This window comes from Hyphomicrobium denitrificans ATCC 51888, from assembly GCF_000143145.1.
GTDB classification, from domain to species: Bacteria; Pseudomonadota; Alphaproteobacteria; order Rhizobiales; family Hyphomicrobiaceae; genus Hyphomicrobium_B; species Hyphomicrobium_B denitrificans.
The window spans coordinates 2,099,220-2,119,483 of record NC_014313.1 but is presented as its reverse complement, the minus strand read 5'-3'; the positions used below and the strand labels follow the sequence as shown (position 1 = coordinate 2,119,483).

Here is a 20,264-nt window from a genome sequence, read left to right as displayed (position 1 = left end):
GCTATTTGCCATGCGATATGCCACGCACCAGCTCATAAACACATGATGGTGGTTGCAAATCTGGGATGGGAAAAAAGGTAGATTAAGCAAATTAACGCGCATTTCTAGAAATGCGACGTTGATGAAACATCAGTCCGATTTGTCTAAACGTCACTTCCGCACTTTATGAGATCTGCAGAATAGATGAGGACGTTCTTGAAAGGCTAATTCGAGACAAAGAAATTACGCGCAAAACGACCGCCGTACGGGCTCGCAAAATTGGGTTGGCGCAAATTAAAAATCAAAAAGCGCGGGAATAAAGCTTATTATGGCCATCTCCAAGATGAGCGTAATGTGGCAATTACATGATTGAACTTTGGCAAAATACAATGCGCAACAATATATGCAAACAAATTATTTCAATAGCTTATAGCTGCTTCCTTTAACAGAAAGAGTTTCCAATTGTATTAAGTGGAAAATGCACGGATTCATATCCATGCGGCGCGCCCACAAATAGCGAAGCACTACATATCTCTGAATGCTTATTTGAAACGAGAATGATCGCCCGACCACCTTCGGGCGAAATGAGGACGTTCGTCTTGGTGCGTATCAGAGGTCGTAAGTCAGCGAACCCATCCATTTTGGCGTAAGGAATGTATCATATAAGCAAATCGAAGGCCCACCGACGATCATGCCGGTCCTGCGGAAGGCCAGCAGCAGATTCAAGCCAAGGTCATCGGCCAGTACATCAAAAGTCTTTCGCTCGAGAATCCCAATTTTCGCAAGTTCATTGCGAGCCCGGGCAATCTGCCGAACGTTGAGGTCGAGGTGGGCGCCAGCGCTCAACGCATCAAAAACGATCTCTATGAATCCGCCATCGAGTTCAAAGCGACGGCGTCGAACAATCTCGGAACGATCTGAGAGCGCCTACGCGCGCAAGGAGGGCTCGCCCGAGCTTCATAGCGCGCACACTATCCTGCAAAACATTCGCAGGTCACTTGCGAGGCCGGATTTCCGGCCACTGGTTCCAAGAAGCTGCGCCGACATCATCCGGTCGGCCAATGTCGCCCCCTTCAGAACGCAAACGAGTCCGAGGATCAGAAGACCCAATACGAAAGCCGCGACCGCGAAAAAGAAAGTTATCCATCGTTTCGCACCGCCCCTGCCGCCGCACGAAAGAGACTGGCATCCTTGGAAAGCTGCTCGACGACCGGCTGAAGAGTATCCAGGCAATGAACGAGAACGTTGCCGGTCGCGTCGGATTTTACCGGCATGGTGCCGGGCAACAGGCTCGAAAGCGCGCAGAATGCACTTCGTGCCGGTCCGGCTGATATGGGGCAAGAAAACTGGACATAGCCCGGATTAAGCGGAAGCTTCGGGTCGAAGGCGCGCTTGGCGACATCAAGGCCGGCGATGACGGACTGCCGAAAGAAATGCAGCATGAACTTGAGCAATGGCAGCAAAGACGGATGAGTCGGGGCTGGGGGTAGCAGGAACAGGCTGATCCACGTTGCGATGATCGCGGCAAAAATACCAACGGCGAAATCGTTCCGATCACCCAATGTCAGGATGACCCAAAGAGCGAAGAACATCGCTCCTCGAATAGCGGCACTTCTCCAGAAGTTTGACACGTTGGACGCAATGTCAGTCATGCAAGCAACTCTCGGACGGCAACATCTAGGAGTTCGACGCTTTCAGAAACCCAAAACCATCGTCGTCTCTCGCGTCTCCTCAGAACGAGCCGAAAAGTGAACCCAGGACAATAACGACCACGAGCGCGACGACCGCCCCGACGATCGCAACCATTGCAAGATCGCGGTAGCTTTCGCGATGGCTCGTGCCGCATACGGCAAGCAGTGTCACGACGGCACCATTGTGCGGGAGACTATCGAGCGTGCCGGCGCTGATGACCGCAACACGGTGCAAGAGCGATGGATCGATGCCGGTTTCCGACGCAATACGCACGAAGGTTTCACCGAGCGCATCGAGGGCAATCGTCAAGCCACCGGAAGCTGAACCGGTGAGGGCGGCGAGGATGTTGGTCGCTGTCGCAAGAGAAACAAGTGGATTAGAGCCAATCGATAGCACCCAATCGCGAACAACGGCAAAGGCCGGAAGCATGGCAACGACTGCGCCGAATCCGACCAGGCTTGCAACGCTGACCGCAGGCAAGACCGACGCATTGGCTCCAGCGTCAATGCTTGCGCGCAGATTCGGCAAACGCTCCCGATTGATGAGGATGAGCAGTACCGTTGCGGTTGCGAGCGCCACAACGACCGACCAGACACCCGCCACTGCGGAAAGCGACGTCGATCCCCACTTGTCTTCAGCCAAAAAGGAAAAGTCGAGCCGTGGCAGGACCAGCATCGCCATCAAGAAATTGACAATCACGACAGTCGCCAATGGCAGAGCCGCCAGCGCCACGGGCGGCAGCGTCTCGCTCGCCTGTCCGTGTTGAAGTTCTGCGGTGTCGAATTCGCGCGCGCTCGTTGCACGTTCGCGGATGAACTGGTCATCGGCAACACCATTTGCCGGAAGCATATCTGCGCCGCCATACCCCTCGCCTGCGCGCTCTGCGGCGGCCTGACTGCGCTTCAGCCACCACATGCCGAACGCCAGCATGATGCCGGAGGCAATGATACCGAGAATGGGCGCGGCGAACGGTGTCGTTCCGAAGAACGGCATCGGGATCGCATTCTGGATTGCCGGAGTTCCAGGCAATGCTGACATTGTGAACGTCGATGTGCCGAGAGCAATCGCGGCGGGCATCAAACGGCGAGGAATGTTCGCGGCGCGAAACAGATCCTGCGCCATTGGAGCAAGCACGAAAAAGGCGACGAACAGGCTGACGCCGCCGTACGTCACTGCGGCGCCCGCAAGCACGACGGCTAACATGGCATGCGAAGGGCCCATGCGTTCGCTCATGTAACGCGAAATCGCCCTGACGGAACCGCTATCGTCCATCAGTTTGCCGAATAGCGCACCGAGTAAAAACAGCGGAAAGAACTGAGCAAGAAACTGCGCTGCGCTGCCCATGAACGTCTGGGTCCAATGCGCAAGAAGCGGTTCACGCGAGAAAGCTGCAGCGATGAGCGCCGCAGCCGGAGCCAACAGAAGAATGGTCCAGCCGCGATATGACAGCCAAATTAAGAAACCGAGACCGACCAGTATGCCCAGCAAACCCATTGCGCGGTACTCGGCTCAAAAGCACATCGAAATCGGCAGGCGGGAAAATCATGGAAAGGTGCCGATCATCCAAACCGCCGAACGAGATTAATCTCAAAGGCTATCGTGGATTGTGTTCGACATTTTACCAGATGATCTCGTTTCGGCATACGTTCCATTTTTCGCAAGCCGATGCAATTGATCGTCGTACATCGGTTAATGGCAGTGCAATGCTTGCATTCACATGTGCCGAGATGCCCGTCATTCGTTTGCATCTTAGAGTATGTAAACAGCCGCGCAGATGATAAGCGGTATCCATATTGATTGAATGTATAATGCGGATTGCCATCGTACTGCTATTACGCCGACATAACGCAAAACGCATGTCTTCGCTCGTCCTCTGCGTTATGCCTCGGCTCTATCTGTTCGCTATACGCAAAGAGGTCCGACGTGTCCGTCAAGCGCGATGTCGTACTGGTTGACTTGGCGCTGCAGGGCGGTGGATCTCACGGCGCCTTTACCTGGGGCGTGCTTGATAGGCTGCTCGAAGAACCCTGGCTTAAAATAGAAGCTATATCGGGGACGTCGGCTGGAGCCATGAATGCCGCCGTATTGGCTGACGGCTGGACGTCTGGCGGAGCCGAAGGAGCGCGCGCAGCACTCGACAACTATTGGCAGCGCGTTTCACAAGCGGCGTCGTTCAGTCCGTTGCAGCGATCGCCACTCGACGTGATGATGGGACGCTGGGCGCTCGACACGTCTCCGGCATACCTCGCAATGGATTTGATGTCGCGAGTGCTTTCGCCCTATGATCTGAACCCATTGGGCCTCAATCCGCTACGCGGCATCCTTTCCGAAAGTATCGACTTCTCGCGTCTTCCGAGTTCACCGATCAAGCTGTTCGTGACGGCAACCAATGTCCGGACGGGACGCGGGCGGATATTTCGAAACGCCGAAATTACTGCCGATGTGCTACTGGCCTCTGCCTGTCTCCCGACACTCTTCCAAGCGATTGAAATCGATGGCGAGCACTACTGGGACGGTGGCTACGCAGGCAACCCGACGATCACACCGCTTATTCGTGAAAGTGATGCAATCGATACCATCTTGGTGCAGATCAATCCCCGGGAACGGTCTGAACCGCCGCGCACCGCAAGCGATATTCTCAATCGATTGAATGAGATTTCGTTCAACTCCCCTTTAATGAAAGAGCTGCGGATGATCGCCGTTCTGCGTCAGGTCGCCGACCCCGGAAATGGCGAAGGGGCCCGCTGGGCAAGGATGCGGACGCACCGAATTCTGACCGACATGCTCGCGGATTTGGGAGCCTCATCCAAGCTCAACGCCGAATGGGCATTTGTTTCCATGCTGAAGGAGCAGGGTCGAAAGAGCGCCGATGAATTTCTTGCCACTCATGGCAACGACGTCGGCGTCCGCTCGACCGCTGATCTCGACGTGCTTTTGGCCGAGTGCTGATCGGCGTGGATGCAATCCAGAAGTGTCCGATATTTCGAGCACGAAGTCCGCGATTGGGTGAGCGCTCGATACAGCGTTAGCCAGGCAGAAGAACACAGCGAATGAACGCCTCGCTCACAACCGCGATCTCAAAGGGCGAGCACGTCGCAGCCACACGGGAGTTGGGGCCCGCTTGGGCCCGGCCGCTATCGCCGTAGATTTTATAAGTTTCTGAAAAATTGGTCGGTGAACCTCCGCCCCCCAGCCCCCCCCCAGACTGACAGCCACGGCTTATAGGCGTCAATGGCGGAATATAAGCATCAATTTGAACCCGAGCGCCTCCCCTATTCGTCAATAACCTAACGTGTCGAGACATAGTATGAGTTTGTAGATAAGGTCACCCCACTATATTCGCGCTCTTGTTCCGGTATTTTTCTTCCACACTGACCGTTGGTGCGAATTGGTGGATTCGAGTGACGCGTCCCAAGGTCAGACCTCTGATTGCGGTCATGATGCCGAGAGAGTGGACGAAAGTCGCGCAAGTAGGCAGATCATCTTCAGCTCTGCCGGTTACGTCCGCTTTGGTCTCAAAAGCGAAACTGAGGAAGCATGTGTTCAGACCAGTTCAACCGCTAGAACTCGATCAAAACGTCACGTCATCCGCAGCGCCCAACGGTAGATCGCTGCGACCCTTCGTGCCCATGTGGTTGCGGGTGTCGAGGAAGGTGAGCCGATATGCGTTCACAATCCCGTACTCGCTTCTTGAGCTGGCAACGCGCTCGACGTGCAGGAGCCCTTCGACGGCGAGCAACGACAGCGCGCGTTTGATGTTGTTCTTCGCAACGCCGGAGTAGTCTGTGATCTTCTCGTAGGACACCCTCGTCAGATTTGATGCGTCGTCGCGAAGAGCGACGAACAGAAGGTAAAGCTTCAGAGCGTCGAGTTCGGCGGGCTGCCTTAGGCGGAAATTGTCGAAAGCCCATACTCGTTCGTTCGTATACAACCGCGACGCAGGCAGCTTGCCCCAGCCCTGGTAGAGGTCGTAATCAGCCAGCAAATACTGGCTTCGCTCCGTCCCAACCTTGCAAATTAGCTTTTGCGCTCCCAATCGAGCCAAGCCTTCGGCGACTTTTGACCGGCTGAGGCCTGTGGCTGCCGTCAGTTCGTCATAGGTCAGCTCGGCAATCCCCGTCGCTTTGTCAGCTTGTTGGGCGATGACGATGAGCACCATCAACGCGCCGACACTGGACGCACCTTCTCCCTTGCGCCACCGGAAGGCCTTTAGTCCGCCTTGAGCGATCCAGCCAGTCGGAAGCATGACCCAAGGCCGCAAACGCCGCATCATGATGTGTGCTTCCCGAGCGCCGACTTCACCGCCCAGATGGCGAATGCGCGAGGCCAAGCGCGCCAAGCGCAATCAATCCAATCAAATGCTCCCCGCTCAGGGCGGCAAAGCCCGTGAGAATGCCCTCTACGAATTCCTTCATGCTCGCAATCCTTTGCGTTGATTGAGCTGCAAAAAATTTACGAGAGCGTAGTTTCTATATCTAGAGACAATCGCCCGGCAACATGCCGGATATGCGCCCGTCGTGGGGAAGAAAATACGGTAGAATCAGAGCATTAATGTGCCGCAAGCGCGGTTCGCGGCAAGTTCCAATCCAGTTCACGACGAGCCTTCCGCGAACTGCCAGAACTACCCCGCGGGGCATGGCGCATAGACCTCGGCTGGCGATGCCAAGAACATCCGCTCGATCTCTCGACCGGAAGCTTCCACGAGTACGCGCGAGGCCAGGCAGCTCGTCCTTCGCGCGGCGGTAATCGTCCAAGGCGATTGATCTCGCAGCGGGCGCGTCGAGCCGCTTTACCCGGTTCTTTCCGACCAACAGATAGGCCTGACCAAGCGCGTTCAAAGACTGCGCCCTCATCGCAGCGTTAATGTCGTTTGCCCAGTGGAGGATACCTCCGCGGGCCCGGCGATCATCGACGGAAAATGCGGTCTCGCCATAACCCAGGCTCAGGATTTGAACCTGATTCCGCTGGATAGCGAAGCAAGATAGAGCATCCGCTAGCCCGTTCATAACCGGGTTGTTAGCCCAGTTCCCGCCGTCAACCATGGTGTACCCGTTGTTGGGCAAGCTCTCGAAAAACGTTGGCGCGGCGGACGTCGCCAGGCCAACCCTAACCATCCGCTCCACCCGATCCTTCTTATAATCAGGATGGTGAGGCGTTTTATAGAGCCGCGGTTCGCCGTGCCTTCCCTTGAACGCCGGAATGCACAGCCTCAGCCGAGATTCGCCGAACGTCGTCTCACCGAACAGCCGCAGCAATTCGTCTTCCAACGGCTTGCGTTCATAAGCCGTTCGAATGACCTGGCGGACAAGTCGCAACAGTCGGTTAAAGTCGCTCGCCGGTGGGAAAATGTTACCGCCGCGCTCCATGTACACCGTCAGAATGTCCGCGGCGGAAAGGCCATAGCCGAGCCCGAGCGATATTATGCCTCCGGTCGACGTACCAGCTAGCAGGTCGAAATATTCCCCGATGGCAGCGACCGCCTAGGTAGCGACGCTCCAACTCGGCCAGGATCGCCGCTGGCAAGATCCCGCAGATGCCTCCGCCATCGATGGATAAGATTCGGGAGGGTCTGCCCTCCGGCCAGCCTTGAGGTATCCGCTGCTGCTGAATTGTGCCGTCCGAACGCGGGGGCGGGATATATGTCATCAGCCCGCCCTCCGTGCGGTTTCGAGGTGGCGGCCGCTGCCGGCCCATTTGCCGGTCGCGCGCCAGCCGTCGTAACAAGCCAGCCAATCAATCGTCCATTTCACGGTGGTTTCCGAGAGAAGGCGAAGGGTGTCCATTCACCGGCCTCGTGATCGAAGAGGCATAACGATGGAAATACAGGATCATCCCAGTAAGCATGCGGAAGATCGCCTTCGGCATCCCTCTACGTTGCCGCAGAACCGGATCGACAACGCGCACCCGGGGCTGCTGACGCAGCGGGTCAATCAGCTCGACGATGGAAGGGGCCATATACGCGATGCTCACCTCATAACTCGAGAAGCTGGGCCGGAGTGGGCCTCGCCACAGCGCACGGCGATCATCGCTGCGTTCCAACCTTAAGGTTGGCCACGCAGCGATGATCGCCGCGATCTGCTGTTTGATCGTCGGCATCATTTTTTGCGGCTTCCCATGAAGGTGTGGGACCGCGCGACTGCCGGGGAAGGAATGATGACGCTGGCCGCAGGAACAAGCAGCCCGCCCTTTGGCGTATAGCTCTGATGAGCGGAACCGCACCATGCGTAAGGCGTTGCGAGGGAAGCTAACTCTTGCGGCACGCAATGCCGCTGAAGGCCAGGGCGAGGACGATGAGGGTCTCCTCGATGATCTTGCGGAACTGTCCAACCCAGATAGACCGAAGCACGAATGACGCCAGCCTATTCACCGGCCGAGCTGACATTGAGGGAACTCGGCATAAACGATCCCAAACAGATCGATGTCGAAGTCATCGCGTGGCATCTCGGCGCCAAGGTCAAATATCGTCCGCTCAAGAGCTGCGAAGCACGTATTGTCGGACGTGATGACCGCGCCATCATCTCGGTCGACAATACGAAGACAGAAGAGCGGCAGCGCTTCTCGGTCGGACATGAATTGGGCCATTGGCACCACCACCGGGGCCGGTGCCTTATTTGTAGGTCCGACGACATCGGCAATGTGCGCAAAGGGGCTGCTGACCCGGAGCGCGTTGCGGATGGTTACGCTGCAAATTTGCTGATGCCCTGGTACATCTTCAATCCGTTCGTGGGGTCGTTCCGATCGCTGTCGCTCGGCGTACTTCGCGAAGCGAAGAAGACGTTCTGCGTGAGCCTCACCGCCGCCGGCCTCAGGGTAATCAAGTCGAACCGCTTCCCTGCTTTGCTTGTGTGCCACACGCGTGCGGGTCGGCGCTGGTTCCGGCAGTCCGATCAAGTGCTGGAACGGTGGTACGTTGATTTACAACAAGAACAATATAACTCTTAATCAGCGGGTCCACGGTTCGAGTCCGTGATCACCCACCATTGAATTGCTAGGATTTTTCGCTCTTCTCGCCGTTTCTAGAGCCGCCGGTTTGGCAGTCGTTGGCAGAGCAACGTTTTGTTTCTGTTCTCCATCCGGATGATTGCAGCGTAGGGACGCGGGTCCCACAAATCGCATGTCGCGGTAATGGCCATGCGGGCTCCTCAATTCCTTATGCAACGGGATAAGGCGTGAAGCGCCGCTCGTTTTCATCGACGGCGGTGCGCCCGCCAATCGGCGGAAATGCGCGTTGCGGACAATTCGGCCGCTCGCAGACCTTGCAACCCACGCCAATCGGCACCGCAACGCCTGAGTTGGCGAGGTTCAAGCCTTTCGCGTAGACGAGCCGGTTCGCGTGACTGAGGTCGCAACCGAGCCCGATTGCGAAGGTTTTTACCGGCGCACCGAAGCCGCCGTGCCCTCGCGACACCGTTCGCGCGACCCAAAGATACGTCCGTCCGTCAGGCATTTGCGCGAGCTGCGTGAGAATACGCCCTGGCGTGGAAAATGCTTCGTACACGTTCCATAGCGGGCATGATCCGCCGACGCGCGAAAAATGGAAATCCGTCGCCGACTGACGCTTCGAGATATTTCCGGCACGATCGACGCGCACGAAGAAGAACGGGACGCCGCGAGATTCCGAACGCTGCAATGTGCTCAAGCGATGACAGACCGTTTCAAATCCGACGCCAAAACGCTGACCGAGCAGATCGATATCGTAGCGCAGGGCTTCCGCCGCTTCGAGAAACGGCGTGTAGGGCATCACCAATGCGCCCGCGAAATGATTTGCGAGGCCGATGCGCGCCAGGCGGAATGTTTCATCGCTATCGTCGGCGGCATCTTTCGCCAGCCGGTCCAGCGTGTCGCCGATGTCGAGAAAGGCAAGCTGCGTCGCCATCTCGAAGGCCTGCTGGCCAGGGTTGAGGTTCGCGGAAAGTTCAAGCGTGCGCCGCGCGCGATTGAATCGCCGTTGCGGCGAGAGCGTATCGGTTGCGGGAACAATAACGATATCGACGCCATGCTCCGAACGCAGATACTCTCGCAGTCCGGTCGCGACGTCACCGATCACGAGCTGGGCTTTGTCGAACAGCGCTTCGGCGGCTTCGTCGAGCTCCGCGATGTAGTTGTGATGCGCGTAAAAATAATCGCGCACCTTTTCGTAGGGCATCAGCGTCGCGGGTTCGATCTCTTCCGCGCTCAGCCCGAAGCGTGATGCCATCGCGTCGGCGCGCTCGGACGCCTGGCGTGACCGCGCCTGCAGCGCAACGATGGCGCGTCCAACCGCCGGCATGTTGGCGGCAATTTCGCGAATCTCCGTGAGTGCGACGTGCTCGCCGAGGCCGGGGTCGGCGAGCACGTCCTTCAAATCCGCGATGAGACGCGCTTCCTCGTCTTCGGAAAAAAGCTGCACATCGACGCCGAACACGGAGTTGATCTTGAGCAGGATCGGAACCGTCAGCGGTCGCTGATTTTTTTCGATCTGATTGAGATAGCTCGGGGACAGTTCGAGCGCCCGCGCCAGGGCGACTTGCGTCAGCCCGCGCTCCTCGCGGAGCCGCTTCAGGCGAACGCCCATGAACGCTTTTCTCATGCAGACCTCGATATTCGCAAAATTCGCAAATTCGCAACCCTAGCCTCGCAAAACTCCGCAATTTCAGGCGTTTCGCGCGACTTCGGAATGCGGATATTGCGAATATCAAGTCATTTGGCAAGCGAGGACGGCATGAAGACTTCGGAAATAGTGCAGCTGGGAATCGATGCGGCTTCCGACCGGTTCGATGGGATCGAGCGACCCTATTCCGTTGCCGACGTCATGAAGCTGCGCGGTTCGGTGCCGATCCGATACACGCTCGCCGACATCGCCTCGAAGCGTCTTTGGCAACTTCTCAATGCCGAACCTTATGTGCACGCGCTCGGCGCCGTCACCGGCAATCAGGCGATGCAGATGGTCCGCGCCGGATTGAAAGCCATCTATCTCTCCGGCTGGCAGGTCGCCGCTGACGCCAACACGGCGAGCGCGATGTACCCCGACCAGAGCCTCTATCCGGCGAACGCCGGTCCGGAGCTTGCGCGCCGCATCAATCGTACCCTGCAACGTGCCGATCAGATCGAGCACATGGAAGGCAAGTCGAGCGTCGCGACGTGGTTTGCTCCGATCGTCGCGGATGCGGAAGCCGGGTTCGGTGGGCCGCTGAACAGCTTCGAGATCATGAAGGCTTACATCGAAGCGGGTGTTGCCGCCGTTCACTTCGAGGATCAGCTTGCTTCGGAGAAGAAGTGCGGCCACCTCGGCGGCAAGGTTCTAATTCCGACAGCAGCGCATATTCGCAATCTCGTGGCTGCGCGACTTGCCGCCGACGTCATGGGTGTTGCAACGCTCATCGTCGCGCGCACCGACGCCGAGTCGGCGAAGCTCATCACGTCCGATATCGATGAGCGCGATCGCGAATTCATCGTCAAAGGTGAACGTACGGCCGAAGGCTTCTACACGTTACGCAACGGAGTCGACGCCTGCATCGCGCGCGGCCTCGCCTATGCGCCGTACGCCGACTTGCTGTGGTGGGAAACATCGACACCCAATATCGAGCATGCGCGTAAATTTGCCGAGGCCATTCACGCCAAGTATCCCGGCAAAAAACTCGCCTACAATTGCTCGCCGTCATTCAACTGGCAGAAGAAGCTCGATCCCGCGACGATCGCGAAGTTCCAGAGCGAGCTTGGCGCGATGGGTTACAAATTCCAGTTCGTAACGCTCGCTGGCTTCCATCAGCTGAACCACAGCATGTTCGAGCTTGCGCAAGGGTATCGCGATCGCGGCATGGCTGCGTACTCGGAACTTCAGCAGGCCGAATTCGCGAGCGAAGCGCGCGGCTATACCGCGACGCGGCACCAGCGCGAAGTCGGAACCGGATATTTCGACGCCGTTTCTCTTGCGATTACCGGCGGAACCTCATCGACGACAGCCATGTCGGCATCGACCGAGACAGCGCAATTCCATGACGATGCAGTGAGACCGGCGGCCGAATAAGCCGCCATGCGGGAGCTATTGCCTTGAGATCAGCGGACATCATCAACATGGCCGAGCCGTTCAACGGACCCAAAAATCACGATGTCGACGCAGCCATCCGCAAGGTCGCGGACACACTGCACCGGCTCAATCTGCAAATTCATCAGGCCGTCGAAGCTGGCGCGTCGATTGAGCTGATGCGCGCCCATCGCGTGCACAACGGTCGCGGACAATGGGGCGATCAGATGGTTCCGATCGTGCGCGTGCCCGACACGCCTGCAAAGGAATGACCGATGTCGCCCGATCCTGCTGAGACGCGCTTTGCCGAAATCGTATTTCCTGAACAGGCCAATCATTACGGCACGCTGTTCGGCGGAACGGCTTTGAACTTGATGAGCAAGGCTGCGGCGATTGCCGCCGCCCGGCGCGCAGGCGCGAGCGTCGTCATGGCGCGATCCGACCGCGTCGATTTTCACTTGCCAGTTCTCGTCGGCCAGCTCGTCGAACTCATCGCGCGCGTCGAACGGGTCGGGCGTTCGTCGATGACCGTCAAGGTCGAGGTCGTCGCCGAAACACTCGGCAAAGCCGATCGCAAGCTGGCAATGCGCGGCAGCTTCGAAATGGTCGCCGTCGATGAACACGGCCGGCCGCAACCGATCGCGGCACAAACCGCCGCTTGAACTTATCCAGTCATTCGAAAGGCAAGACGCGCATGGTTCAGTCTGCAAACCTTGGCTTCCCACGCATCGGCTTGAAGCGCGAACTCAAAAAGGCGACGGAAAGCTATTGGAAAGGGGAGCTCGATTACCTCGCGCTGCGTAAACTCGGCGCCGACCTTCGCGTGCGCCATTGGCGGCTTCAGCGTGATCTCGGGATTGAAATCATCCCTTCGAACGATTTTTCGTTCTACGATCAGGTTCTCGATACGACAGCGATGCTTGGCGCGGTGCCGCCGCGCTATCGTAATGACGGCGCTGGAAACTCCGTGAAGTTCTCGCCATCGGCGCGGACCTCCAATGCCTATGCGATGATGGCCGATGTTGCCGAAACCGCGGAGGTGCAGGGCAGCGTCGATCTCGACACCTACTTCGCGATGGCGCGCGGATCTGCTGCTGCGCCCGCGATGGAAATGACGAAGTGGTTCGATACCAATTACCACTACATCGTCCCGGAGTTTTACGAGGATCAGGAATTCCGGCTCGCGTCGCGCAAGGCGATTGACGAGTTCAAGGAAGCCAAGGCGCTCGGCATCCATACGCGGCCAGTGCTGGTGGGGCCGATCACTTTTCTGTCGCTCGGAAAGGCGAAAAGCGCGGATCTCGATCCGCTAGCGCTTATCGAGCGTGTGCTCCCCGTTTACACCGAAGTTCTGACGACGCTTGCTTCCGAGGGCGCGGATTGGGTGCAAATCGACGAACCGATCCTCGGCACCGATTTGAATGACGCGCAGCGCGACGCCTTTCGTAAGGCCTACGCGGCCTTGTCGAAGTGCGGTCTGAAAATCCTCGTTGCCACTTACTTCGAGCGACTCGACGACAATCTATCGCTTGTTGCCGCGCTGCCGATCGACGGACTGCACATCGATCTCGTTCGCGCGCCGGAGCAGCTTGCGTCCGTTCTGTCGGTTTGGCCGAAGTCGCGCACCCTGTCGCTCGGCGTCATCGATGGACGCAACATCTGGCGCGCCGATCTCGACGCCGCCTTCAGCCTCGTCGAAAAGGCGATTGCTGCGCGGGGACCTGACAGTCTCCAGATCGCGCCGTCGTGCTCGCTCTTGCACGCGCCGGTCGATCTTGACAGCGAAACGAAGCTCGACGACGAACTCAAATCCTGGCTGGCGTTCTCAAAGCAAAAGCTGGCTGAACTCGCGGCGTTGACGCATGCGGCCAATAACGGGAAGCAAGCGGCAGAAGAAGCATTCGCGGCAAGTGCGGCGGCCGTGAAATCGCGTGCGTCGTCGGCGCGTGTTCATGATGTCAATGTCGCAGCGCGCCTTGCGGGCTCTAGTTCTGGCGATGCCAATCGCGCCGGATCCTTCGAGCAGCGTCAGGCGAAGCAGCGCAAGCGTTTCGCCTTGCCGAAATTCCCAACGACGACGATTGGATCGTTTCCGCAAACGGAAGAAGTCCGCAAAGCGCGCGCCGCGCATCGCCGCCGTGACATCGATGATGCCACATATGACGCGTTTCTTATGAAGGAGACCGAGAACGCTATCAGCGTTCAGGAAAACCTCGGCATCGATGTGCTCGTTCATGGCGAGTTCGAGCGCAACGATATGGTGGAATACTTCGGCGAGCAGCTTTCCGGATTCGTCTTCACGCAAAACGGCTGGGTTCAATCGTATGGAAGCCGGTACGTAAAGCCGCCGATCATTTTCGGCGATGTCTCGCGACCGAAGCCGATGACGGTGCGCTGGTCGGCTTACGCCCAGTCGCTTACGACAAAGCCCATCAAAGGCATGCTGACTGGCCCCGTGACGATCCTGCAATGGTCTTTCGTTCGCGACGACCAGCCGCGTTCCGTCACGTGCCGGCAGATTGCGTTCGCCATCCGCGACGAGGTCGTCGATCTGGAAAAAGCTGGCATTGGCATCATTCAAATCGACGAGCCGGCGTTGCGCGAAGGCTTGCCTATAAGGTTGAAGGACAGGGAAGCTTACCTCAAATGGGCCGTCGAGTGCTTTCGACTCACGGCAGCCGGAGCATCCGATCTGACGCAGATCCACACGCACATGTGTTACGGTGAGTTCAACGACATCATGGAGGCGATTGCTGCGCTCGACGCCGACGTCATTTCAATCGAGACGTCGCGCTCGCAGATGGAATTGCTCGATGGCTTTTCAGAGTTCAAGTATCCGAACGAGATCGGACCGGGCGTCTACGATATTCATTCGCCGAGATGCCCATGCGTCGGCGAGATGACAAATCTCATCGCGAAGGCACGCGAGCGGCTCGCGCCGGAGCAAATCTGGATCAATCCGGATTGCGGCTTGAAAACGCGCAAATGGGATGAAGTTCTTCCTGCGTTGAAGAACATGGTCGAGGCAGCGAGAAAGATGCGGGAGAATACCTAGCGACGTCGTTGTGGCGAGGTCCGCCAAAGCTCTCCTTCCCAACGGCAAATTTTGCCGTCGCAAAATGGCGGCGCTTGAAGCGCGCTGCTTTGTAAATCGCAATCGGCCGCGGCCTCTTAGGCGCGCGGCCGATTGGCGAAGCAACCCTATTCGGCGAAAAGCTGGCGCTTAATAAGTCTTAAATCATGCACGCCGGCTGAAGGCCGTAAGGCGTGCAAATTCGGCTGCGCGCAATTGCGCCGTTGGTCGTTGTCAAAATTCTCTCATATATCCAAGACTATATACTGAAAAAATTAAATAAGCTGATGCAGGGAGCGGCAAACGAACCAAGCGTGGCCAATGTGATGCGCGCGGAGAGACGCTCTTGCGAGATACAAATCAGACGACCGAGATCCCGAAAGCCCAAACACCCGAGCAGTTGATCGATCAGGCGGCGCTTGCTGGCCTTGGGCATATGACATCCGGTCTATCGCCGATCGGCCTAACGCTGGCTGTTCTGGATTGGAGCATGCATCTGGCCGTGGCGCCCGGAAAGCGGATCGCGCTCGCCGAAGCCTATGGGCAGCTTCTTGCGGACACGATGCAGCGCGCGGCGCGTGGCATCAGCGGCGTCGAGGTCGAAGACGGAGCGGGTCATAGCAAAACACCTGCGCGGCGCGATCCTCGCTTTTCCGGCGACGCCTGGAATCAGTTTCCGTTTCAGTTCTGGGCCGACACCTTTAGCGCCGTTGAGGATTGGTGGGCCTCGGCGACGCGCGGCGTGCCGGGCGTGTCTCCGCATCATGAAGCCGTGGTGTCATTCGCCGTGCGCCAGTGGCTCGACATGTGGTCGCCCTCCAATTCTCCGTTCGCAAATCCGGCCGTCGGGCAGCAGACGCTTCGCGAAGGCGGTGCCAATCTCGTCAGAGGCGCGCAAATTTGGCTCGAAGACGCAGAACGGATTGCGGGCGGAAAACTTCCGACAGGCGCTGAAGCGTTCAAGGTCGGCGAGACGGTCGCGGCAACGCCGGGCAAAGTCATCTTTCGCAATCACCTGATCGAGCTGATCCAATACGCTCCGGCCGGAGAAACCGTGCACGCGGAGCCGATCCTGATCGTTCCCGCATGGATCATGAAGTATTATGTGCTCGATCTGTCGCCGCACAATTCGTTGATCAAATTTCTCGTCGACCAGGGCTTCACGGTTTTCTGCATCTCCTGGCGCAACGTCTCCGCTGAGGATCGCGATCTTTCACTCGAGGATTATCGCCGGCTCGGCGTGATGGCGGCGCTCGATACGATTTCCGCCGTCGTGCCGGATCGGCCGGTGCACGCCGCCGGCTACTGTCTCGGTGGAACGCTCCTGTCGATCGCCGCGGCTGCGATGGGCGAAACGGGCGACGATCGTCTAGCAAGCGTCACCTTGCTCGCAGCTCAGACCGACTTCACCGAACCGGGCGATCTGCAACTGTTTATCGACGACAGCCAGGTGGCTCTTCTCGAAGCGCTGATGGGGCAAAGCGGCACGCTCGACTCCTCGCAAATGGCCGGTGCGTTCCAGCTTTTGAAATCCAACGACCTGATCTGGTCGCACATGATCCATGACTATCTCATGGGTGAGCGCAGCCAGATGATCGACTTGATGGCCTGGAACGCCGATGCAACGCGAATGCCCTTCCAGATGCATTCGGATTATCTGCGCAAACTGTTCTTGCGCAACGATCTCGCGAGCGGACGCTACGTCGTCGATGGCAATCCGATCGCGCTGCAGAATATCCGCGTTCCGGTGTTTGCGGTCGGAACGGAGCGCGATCATATCGCGCCCTGGAAGTCGGTTTATAAAATCCACTATCTCGCGGATACCGGCGTCACCTTCGTACTGACGAACGGCGGACATAACGCCGGCATCGTCAATGAACCCGGACATGCGAACCGCCATTTCCGTCTTCTGACGAAAGCGCGAAACGACATCTGCCTCAGCGCCGACGAATGGTTTTCCGCGGCCAAGGTGAAGGACGGATCGTGGTGGCCCGTCTGGACCGACTGGCTCGCGGCGCACGCTTCACCTGAAAGAGTTTCACCGCCCGCAATGGGCTGCGAGGCGAAGGGCATCTCGCCGCTTGCTGCCGCGCCCGGAACCTATGTGCTGCAACGATGACAGCTGTGATCCCCCAGATCCGCCTGACCAATCGCACGTTCGACGAATTGGAAATCGGCGAGAGCGCCTCTCTCACGCGGTTTGTGAGCGAAGACGACATCAAGCTGTTTGCCGCGACATCGGGCGACGTCAATCCCGCCCATCTCGACGCGGCTTATGCGGCGACCGATATGTTCGGTCACGTCGTCATTCACGGCATGTGGACCGCAGCGCTGCTGTCCACGCTACTCGGTACGCAATTACCGGGACCTGGAACGATCTACCTCGGCCAGGACCTGCGCTTCCGTCGTCCGGTCGCGCCGGGCGATACCGTCACGGCAACCGTTACCGTGCGTGAGAAGGGGCCGGATAAGCGCGTCGTTCTCGATACATTGTGCGTCAACCAGCACGGCAAGGAAGTGTTGTCGGGCCAGGCGACGGTCATCGCACCAACCGAAAAACTGAGCCTGCCGCGCATTCCGGTGCCGGAAGTCGCGCTCCGTCGTCACGGCCGCTTCGATCAGGTCCTCGAGCAGGCGAAATCGCTGCCTGCGTTGCCGACCGCCGTCGTGCATCCGTGCAGCCCGGAAGCGATCTCCGCGACGATCGAAGCCAAACTCGAAGGCCTCATCGAACCGGTGCTCGTCGGTCCGCCGCACAAGATCGCTGCCGCTGCCGAGAAAGCCGGCGTTTCGATCGAAGGCTTGCGCATCGAGGCGACCGAGCACAGCCACGCCGCCGCCGCCAAGGCCGTCGAGCTTGCGTCGTCGGGTGCCGTTCATGCGTTGATGAAAGGCAGCCTTCATACCGACGAATTGCTCGGCGCCGTCGTCGCGGTGCAGTCGGGCCTGCGCACAGAGCGGCGCATCAGCCACGTCTACGTGCTCGACGTGCCGTCGTATCCCAAGCCCTTGATCGTCACGGACGCGGCGATCAACATCATGCCGACGCTCGATCAGAAGCGCGACATCTGCCAGAACGCCATCGACCTGATGCACGTGCTCGGCGTCGCCGAGCCATTGGTTGCCGTTCTCGCCGCCGTCGAAACGGTCAACCCCGCGATGCCCGCAACGCTCGAAGCCGCCGCCCTGACGGTGATGGCGGCGCGCGGTCAGATCACCGGCGCGAAAGTCGACGGCCCGCTGGCGTTCGACAATGCCATCAACCTCGACTCTGCGCGCATCAAGGAGATCGTGTCGCCCGTTGCGGGGCGCGCCGACATTCTCGTCGTTCCGAACCTGGAAGCGGGGAACATGCTCGCCAAGCAGCTCATTTATCTCGCTGGCGCCGACGCCGCCGGCCTCGTGCTTGGTGCGCGCGTTCCGATCATTCTGACCAGCCGATCCGATACGCTGCGCGTGCGGCTGGTGTCGGCCGCGTTGGCCAAGCTCGTCGCAGAACACCGGACCAGCGCGACCGCATGAGCGAAATTCTGATTACCTTCAATCCGGGCTCATCGACCATCAAGCTCGGTCTTTACCGTATGGCGGAAGACGGGCCTGTGCGATTGGGCCGGGGCGTCATCGATCTCAGACGCACGCCGCTGCTGTTGCACGTCGTCGAAGGTCCGACCGTTGCCGACATCCCGTTACGCGCCGAAGTCACCGAGGATCTGCACGAACTCATCGATGAAACGCTCGACTGGCTGAGCGATCACTTCGCACTTCAGGGAATAGCTGCGGCCGGTCATCGCGTCGTGCACGGCGGGGACGCTTTCTCCGGTGCAACTCTGATCACCGATGACACGCTGGCGACGATTGCGCGCTTCGTCGATCTGGCGCCGCTGCATCAACCGCAGAGTCTCCGGCTGATCCGCGCCATCCGTCATCTCCGCCCCGACCTGCCGCAATCGGCGTCGTTCGACACGGCGTTCCATAGGACGCAATCCGACATCGTTCGCCGCTTCGCCCTGCCTCGTGAAATGTTCGATGCCGGGATCAAGCGATACGGATTTCACGGGCTGTCCTACAAATTCGCGGCATCGCGGCTGCGCGAGCTTGCGCCCGATCTCGCAGCCGGACGTGTCGTCGCCGCGCACCTTGGCAGCGGCGCGAGTCTCTGCGCGCTCGAAAACGGCGAAAGCCGCGATACGAGCATGGGCTTTTCGACGCTCGACGGAATCCCAATGGCGACGCGCTGCGGCGCGCTCGACCCGGGCGTCGTCATCCATCTTCTGAAGCAACAAGGACAATCGCTCGCGAGCGTCGAAGACATTCTCTATCACCGATCGGGATTGCTCGGCGTCTCGGGAATAAGCGCCGACAGCCGCGATTTACTCGGCAGCGATCAACCGGCGGCACGAGAAGCGATCGCATTGTTCACACATCGGATCGCGCAGGAGATCGCCGCGCTCGCGACGACGTTGGGCGGCCTCGATGCCGTTGTCTTCACGGCGGGCATCGGTGAACATCAGCCTTCGATACGCGCTGCCGTATGTGCGCGCCTCGCGTGGCTCGGCGTCACGCTGGACGACAATGCAAATTCCGCGAGCGCAACACGCATCGACGCGCAAGACAGCAAAGTCGGCGTTTTCGTCATTCCGACGGACGAAGAGCAGGTGATCGCCACCGAAGCCTGCGCGCTTCTGATGTCCAGCAGAGAGGCCTGATGAAACCGATCGTCGATCTCACCGGCAAGCGCGTTCTTGTCGTCGGCATCGCCAACAAGAGCAGCATCGCCTATGGCTGTGCCGAGGCACTGAAGGCCGCCGGTGCCGACCTCGCGGTGACGTACCTGAACGCCAAGGCCGAACCACATGTGAGGCCGTTGGCGGAGGAACTGAACGCGTCGATCATCGTCCCGTGCGATGTCCGCATTCAAGGCGAGTTGGAAAGCGTTTTCGATACCATTCGCGCGACGTGGGGTCGTCTCGACGGCATCGTGCATTCCATCGCCTTCGCGCCACGCGAGGACTTGCACAACAGTCTTGTGCTGTGCTCGGCCGAAGGCTTCGCGATGGCAATGGATGTCTCATGCCACTCATTCATCCGCATGGCGAAGCTGGCGTTGCCGTTGATGGTCGATGGCGGCAGCCTGCAAACGGTGAGTTTCTTCGGCGCCAGCCGCGTGGTCGAGCACTATAATCTCATGGGGCCAGTCAAGGCCGCGCTGGAAGCGACGGTGCGGACTCTCGCTTCCGATCTCGCGCCGCGCCGCATCCATGTGCACGCGCTGTCATCCGGGCCGATCGCGACGCGCGCGGCCTCAGGGATAGATCGCTTCGACGAGCTTTTGGAAAAGACGCGCGAGCGCACGCCGGATCATCAGCTGGTGACGATCGAACAGATCGGGCGCATCTCGGCATTTCTCGCAAGCGACGCCGGAAGCGCCATGACGGGCTCGACGTCCTATGCCGACCACGGCTTCCACGTCGTCGCGTAACCTGATCTGAAATTGCCTGCGCCGGTCTTCCGTCGTCG

18 protein-coding genes are annotated in these 20,264 nt (G+C 58.9%); 11 read left to right on the top strand and 7 right to left on the bottom strand.

Features of this window, described 5'->3' with window-relative positions; all coding sequences use genetic code 11:
- Positions 1–699 precede the first annotated feature (699 nt).
- Positions 700–900, top strand: a complete 201-nt coding sequence (locus HDEN_RS10200) for a protein-export chaperone SecB (RefSeq protein ID WP_081446238.1) — start codon at positions 700–702, stop codon at positions 898–900.
- Between the two features lie 218 nt (positions 901–1,118).
- Here HDEN_RS10200 and HDEN_RS10195 read toward each other — a convergent pair whose 3' ends face one another.
- On the bottom strand, positions 1,119–1,631 hold the full coding sequence (locus HDEN_RS10195; RefSeq protein WP_041921634.1) for a Na+/H+ antiporter subunit E: 513 nt from the start codon (positions 1,629–1,631) through the stop codon (positions 1,119–1,121).
- Between the two features lie 79 nt (positions 1,632–1,710).
- A complete protein-coding gene (locus HDEN_RS10190) occupies positions 1,711–3,165 on the bottom strand; it encodes a GntP family permease (protein WP_013216028.1) in 1,455 nt (484 codons plus the stop codon).
- A 429-nt stretch (positions 3,166–3,594) separates the two neighbouring features.
- Between HDEN_RS10190 and HDEN_RS10185 the strand changes: the two genes are divergently transcribed.
- On the top strand, positions 3,595–4,620 hold the full coding sequence (locus HDEN_RS10185) for a patatin-like phospholipase family protein (protein WP_013216027.1): 1,026 nt from the start codon (positions 3,595–3,597) through the stop codon (positions 4,618–4,620).
- Positions 4,621–5,242: 622 nt separating this feature from the next.
- Here the strand turns inward: HDEN_RS10185 and HDEN_RS10180 are convergent.
- From HDEN_RS10180 to HDEN_RS10170, 4 genes are all read right to left on the bottom strand, one after another.
- Complete coding sequence (locus HDEN_RS10180; protein ID WP_013216026.1) at positions 5,243–5,944, bottom strand: hypothetical protein; 702 nt, start codon at positions 5,942–5,944, stop codon at positions 5,243–5,245.
- A 202-nt stretch (positions 5,945–6,146) separates the two neighbouring features.
- Positions 6,147–7,091, bottom strand: coding sequence for a patatin-like phospholipase family protein (locus tag HDEN_RS10175; protein ID WP_245256792.1), 945 nt, complete (start codon positions 7,089–7,091; stop codon positions 6,147–6,149).
- 225 nt (positions 7,092–7,316) lie between these two features.
- Positions 7,317–7,454 (bottom strand): type II CBASS E2 protein, encoded by a 138-nt coding sequence (locus HDEN_RS18665; protein ID WP_013216024.1) that lies wholly within the window; start codon positions 7,452–7,454, stop codon positions 7,317–7,319.
- On the bottom strand, positions 7,405–7,770 hold the full coding sequence (locus HDEN_RS10170; RefSeq protein WP_245256612.1) for a hypothetical protein: 366 nt from the start codon (positions 7,768–7,770) through the stop codon (positions 7,405–7,407). The genes HDEN_RS18665 and HDEN_RS10170 overlap by 50 nt, the downstream gene beginning before the upstream one ends.
- A gap of 249 nt (positions 7,771–8,019) precedes the next feature.
- Here HDEN_RS10170 and HDEN_RS10165 point away from each other — a divergent pair, with 249 nt between their 5' ends.
- Positions 8,020–8,613: an ImmA/IrrE family metallo-endopeptidase gene (locus tag HDEN_RS10165; RefSeq protein WP_013216021.1), complete on the top strand. Its 594-nt coding sequence runs from the start codon at positions 8,020–8,022 to the stop codon at positions 8,611–8,613.
- Between the two features lie 208 nt (positions 8,614–8,821).
- On the opposite strand, the gene HDEN_RS10160 is transcribed toward HDEN_RS10165, so the two are convergent.
- Positions 8,822–10,240, bottom strand: coding sequence for a short-chain fatty acyl-CoA regulator family protein (locus HDEN_RS10160; protein ID WP_013216019.1), 1,419 nt, complete (start codon positions 10,238–10,240; stop codon positions 8,822–8,824).
- Positions 10,241–10,372: 132 nt separating this feature from the next.
- Between HDEN_RS10160 and aceA the strand changes: the two genes are divergently transcribed.
- The 8 genes from aceA (at position 10,373) to fabI (ending at position 20,226) form a co-directional block, all read left to right on the top strand.
- Entirely contained in the window at positions 10,373–11,677 is a 1,305-nt protein-coding gene (gene aceA, locus HDEN_RS10155; RefSeq protein ID WP_013216018.1) for an isocitrate lyase, read from the top strand.
- Between the two features lie 23 nt (positions 11,678–11,700).
- Positions 11,701–11,946, top strand: a complete 246-nt coding sequence (locus HDEN_RS10150) for a hypothetical protein (RefSeq protein ID WP_244466005.1) — start codon at positions 11,701–11,703, stop codon at positions 11,944–11,946.
- Between the two features lie 3 nt (positions 11,947–11,949).
- Positions 11,950–12,336: an acyl-CoA thioesterase gene (locus HDEN_RS10145; RefSeq protein WP_013216016.1), complete on the top strand. Its 387-nt coding sequence runs from the start codon at positions 11,950–11,952 to the stop codon at positions 12,334–12,336.
- Between the two features lie 32 nt (positions 12,337–12,368).
- Positions 12,369–14,729 (top strand): 5-methyltetrahydropteroyltriglutamate--homocysteine S-methyltransferase, encoded by a 2,361-nt coding sequence (gene metE / locus HDEN_RS10140; protein WP_013216015.1) that lies wholly within the window; start codon positions 12,369–12,371, stop codon positions 14,727–14,729.
- A gap of 364 nt (positions 14,730–15,093) precedes the next feature.
- Complete coding sequence (locus tag HDEN_RS10135; protein ID WP_013216014.1) at positions 15,094–16,866, top strand: PHA/PHB synthase family protein; 1,773 nt, start codon at positions 15,094–15,096, stop codon at positions 16,864–16,866.
- Entirely contained in the window at positions 16,863–18,269 is a 1,407-nt protein-coding gene (locus HDEN_RS10130; protein WP_013216013.1) for a bifunctional enoyl-CoA hydratase/phosphate acetyltransferase, read from the top strand. The genes HDEN_RS10135 and HDEN_RS10130 overlap by 4 nt, the downstream gene beginning before the upstream one ends.
- Entirely contained in the window at positions 18,266–19,453 is a 1,188-nt protein-coding gene (locus HDEN_RS10125; protein ID WP_013216012.1) for an acetate/propionate family kinase, read from the top strand. The genes HDEN_RS10130 and HDEN_RS10125 overlap by 4 nt, the downstream gene beginning before the upstream one ends.
- Positions 19,453–20,226, top strand: coding sequence for an enoyl-ACP reductase FabI (fabI, locus tag HDEN_RS10120; protein ID WP_013216011.1), 774 nt, complete (start codon positions 19,453–19,455; stop codon positions 20,224–20,226). Before HDEN_RS10125 ends, fabI begins: the two co-directional genes overlap by 1 nt.
- Positions 20,227–20,264: the final 38 nt, after the last annotated feature.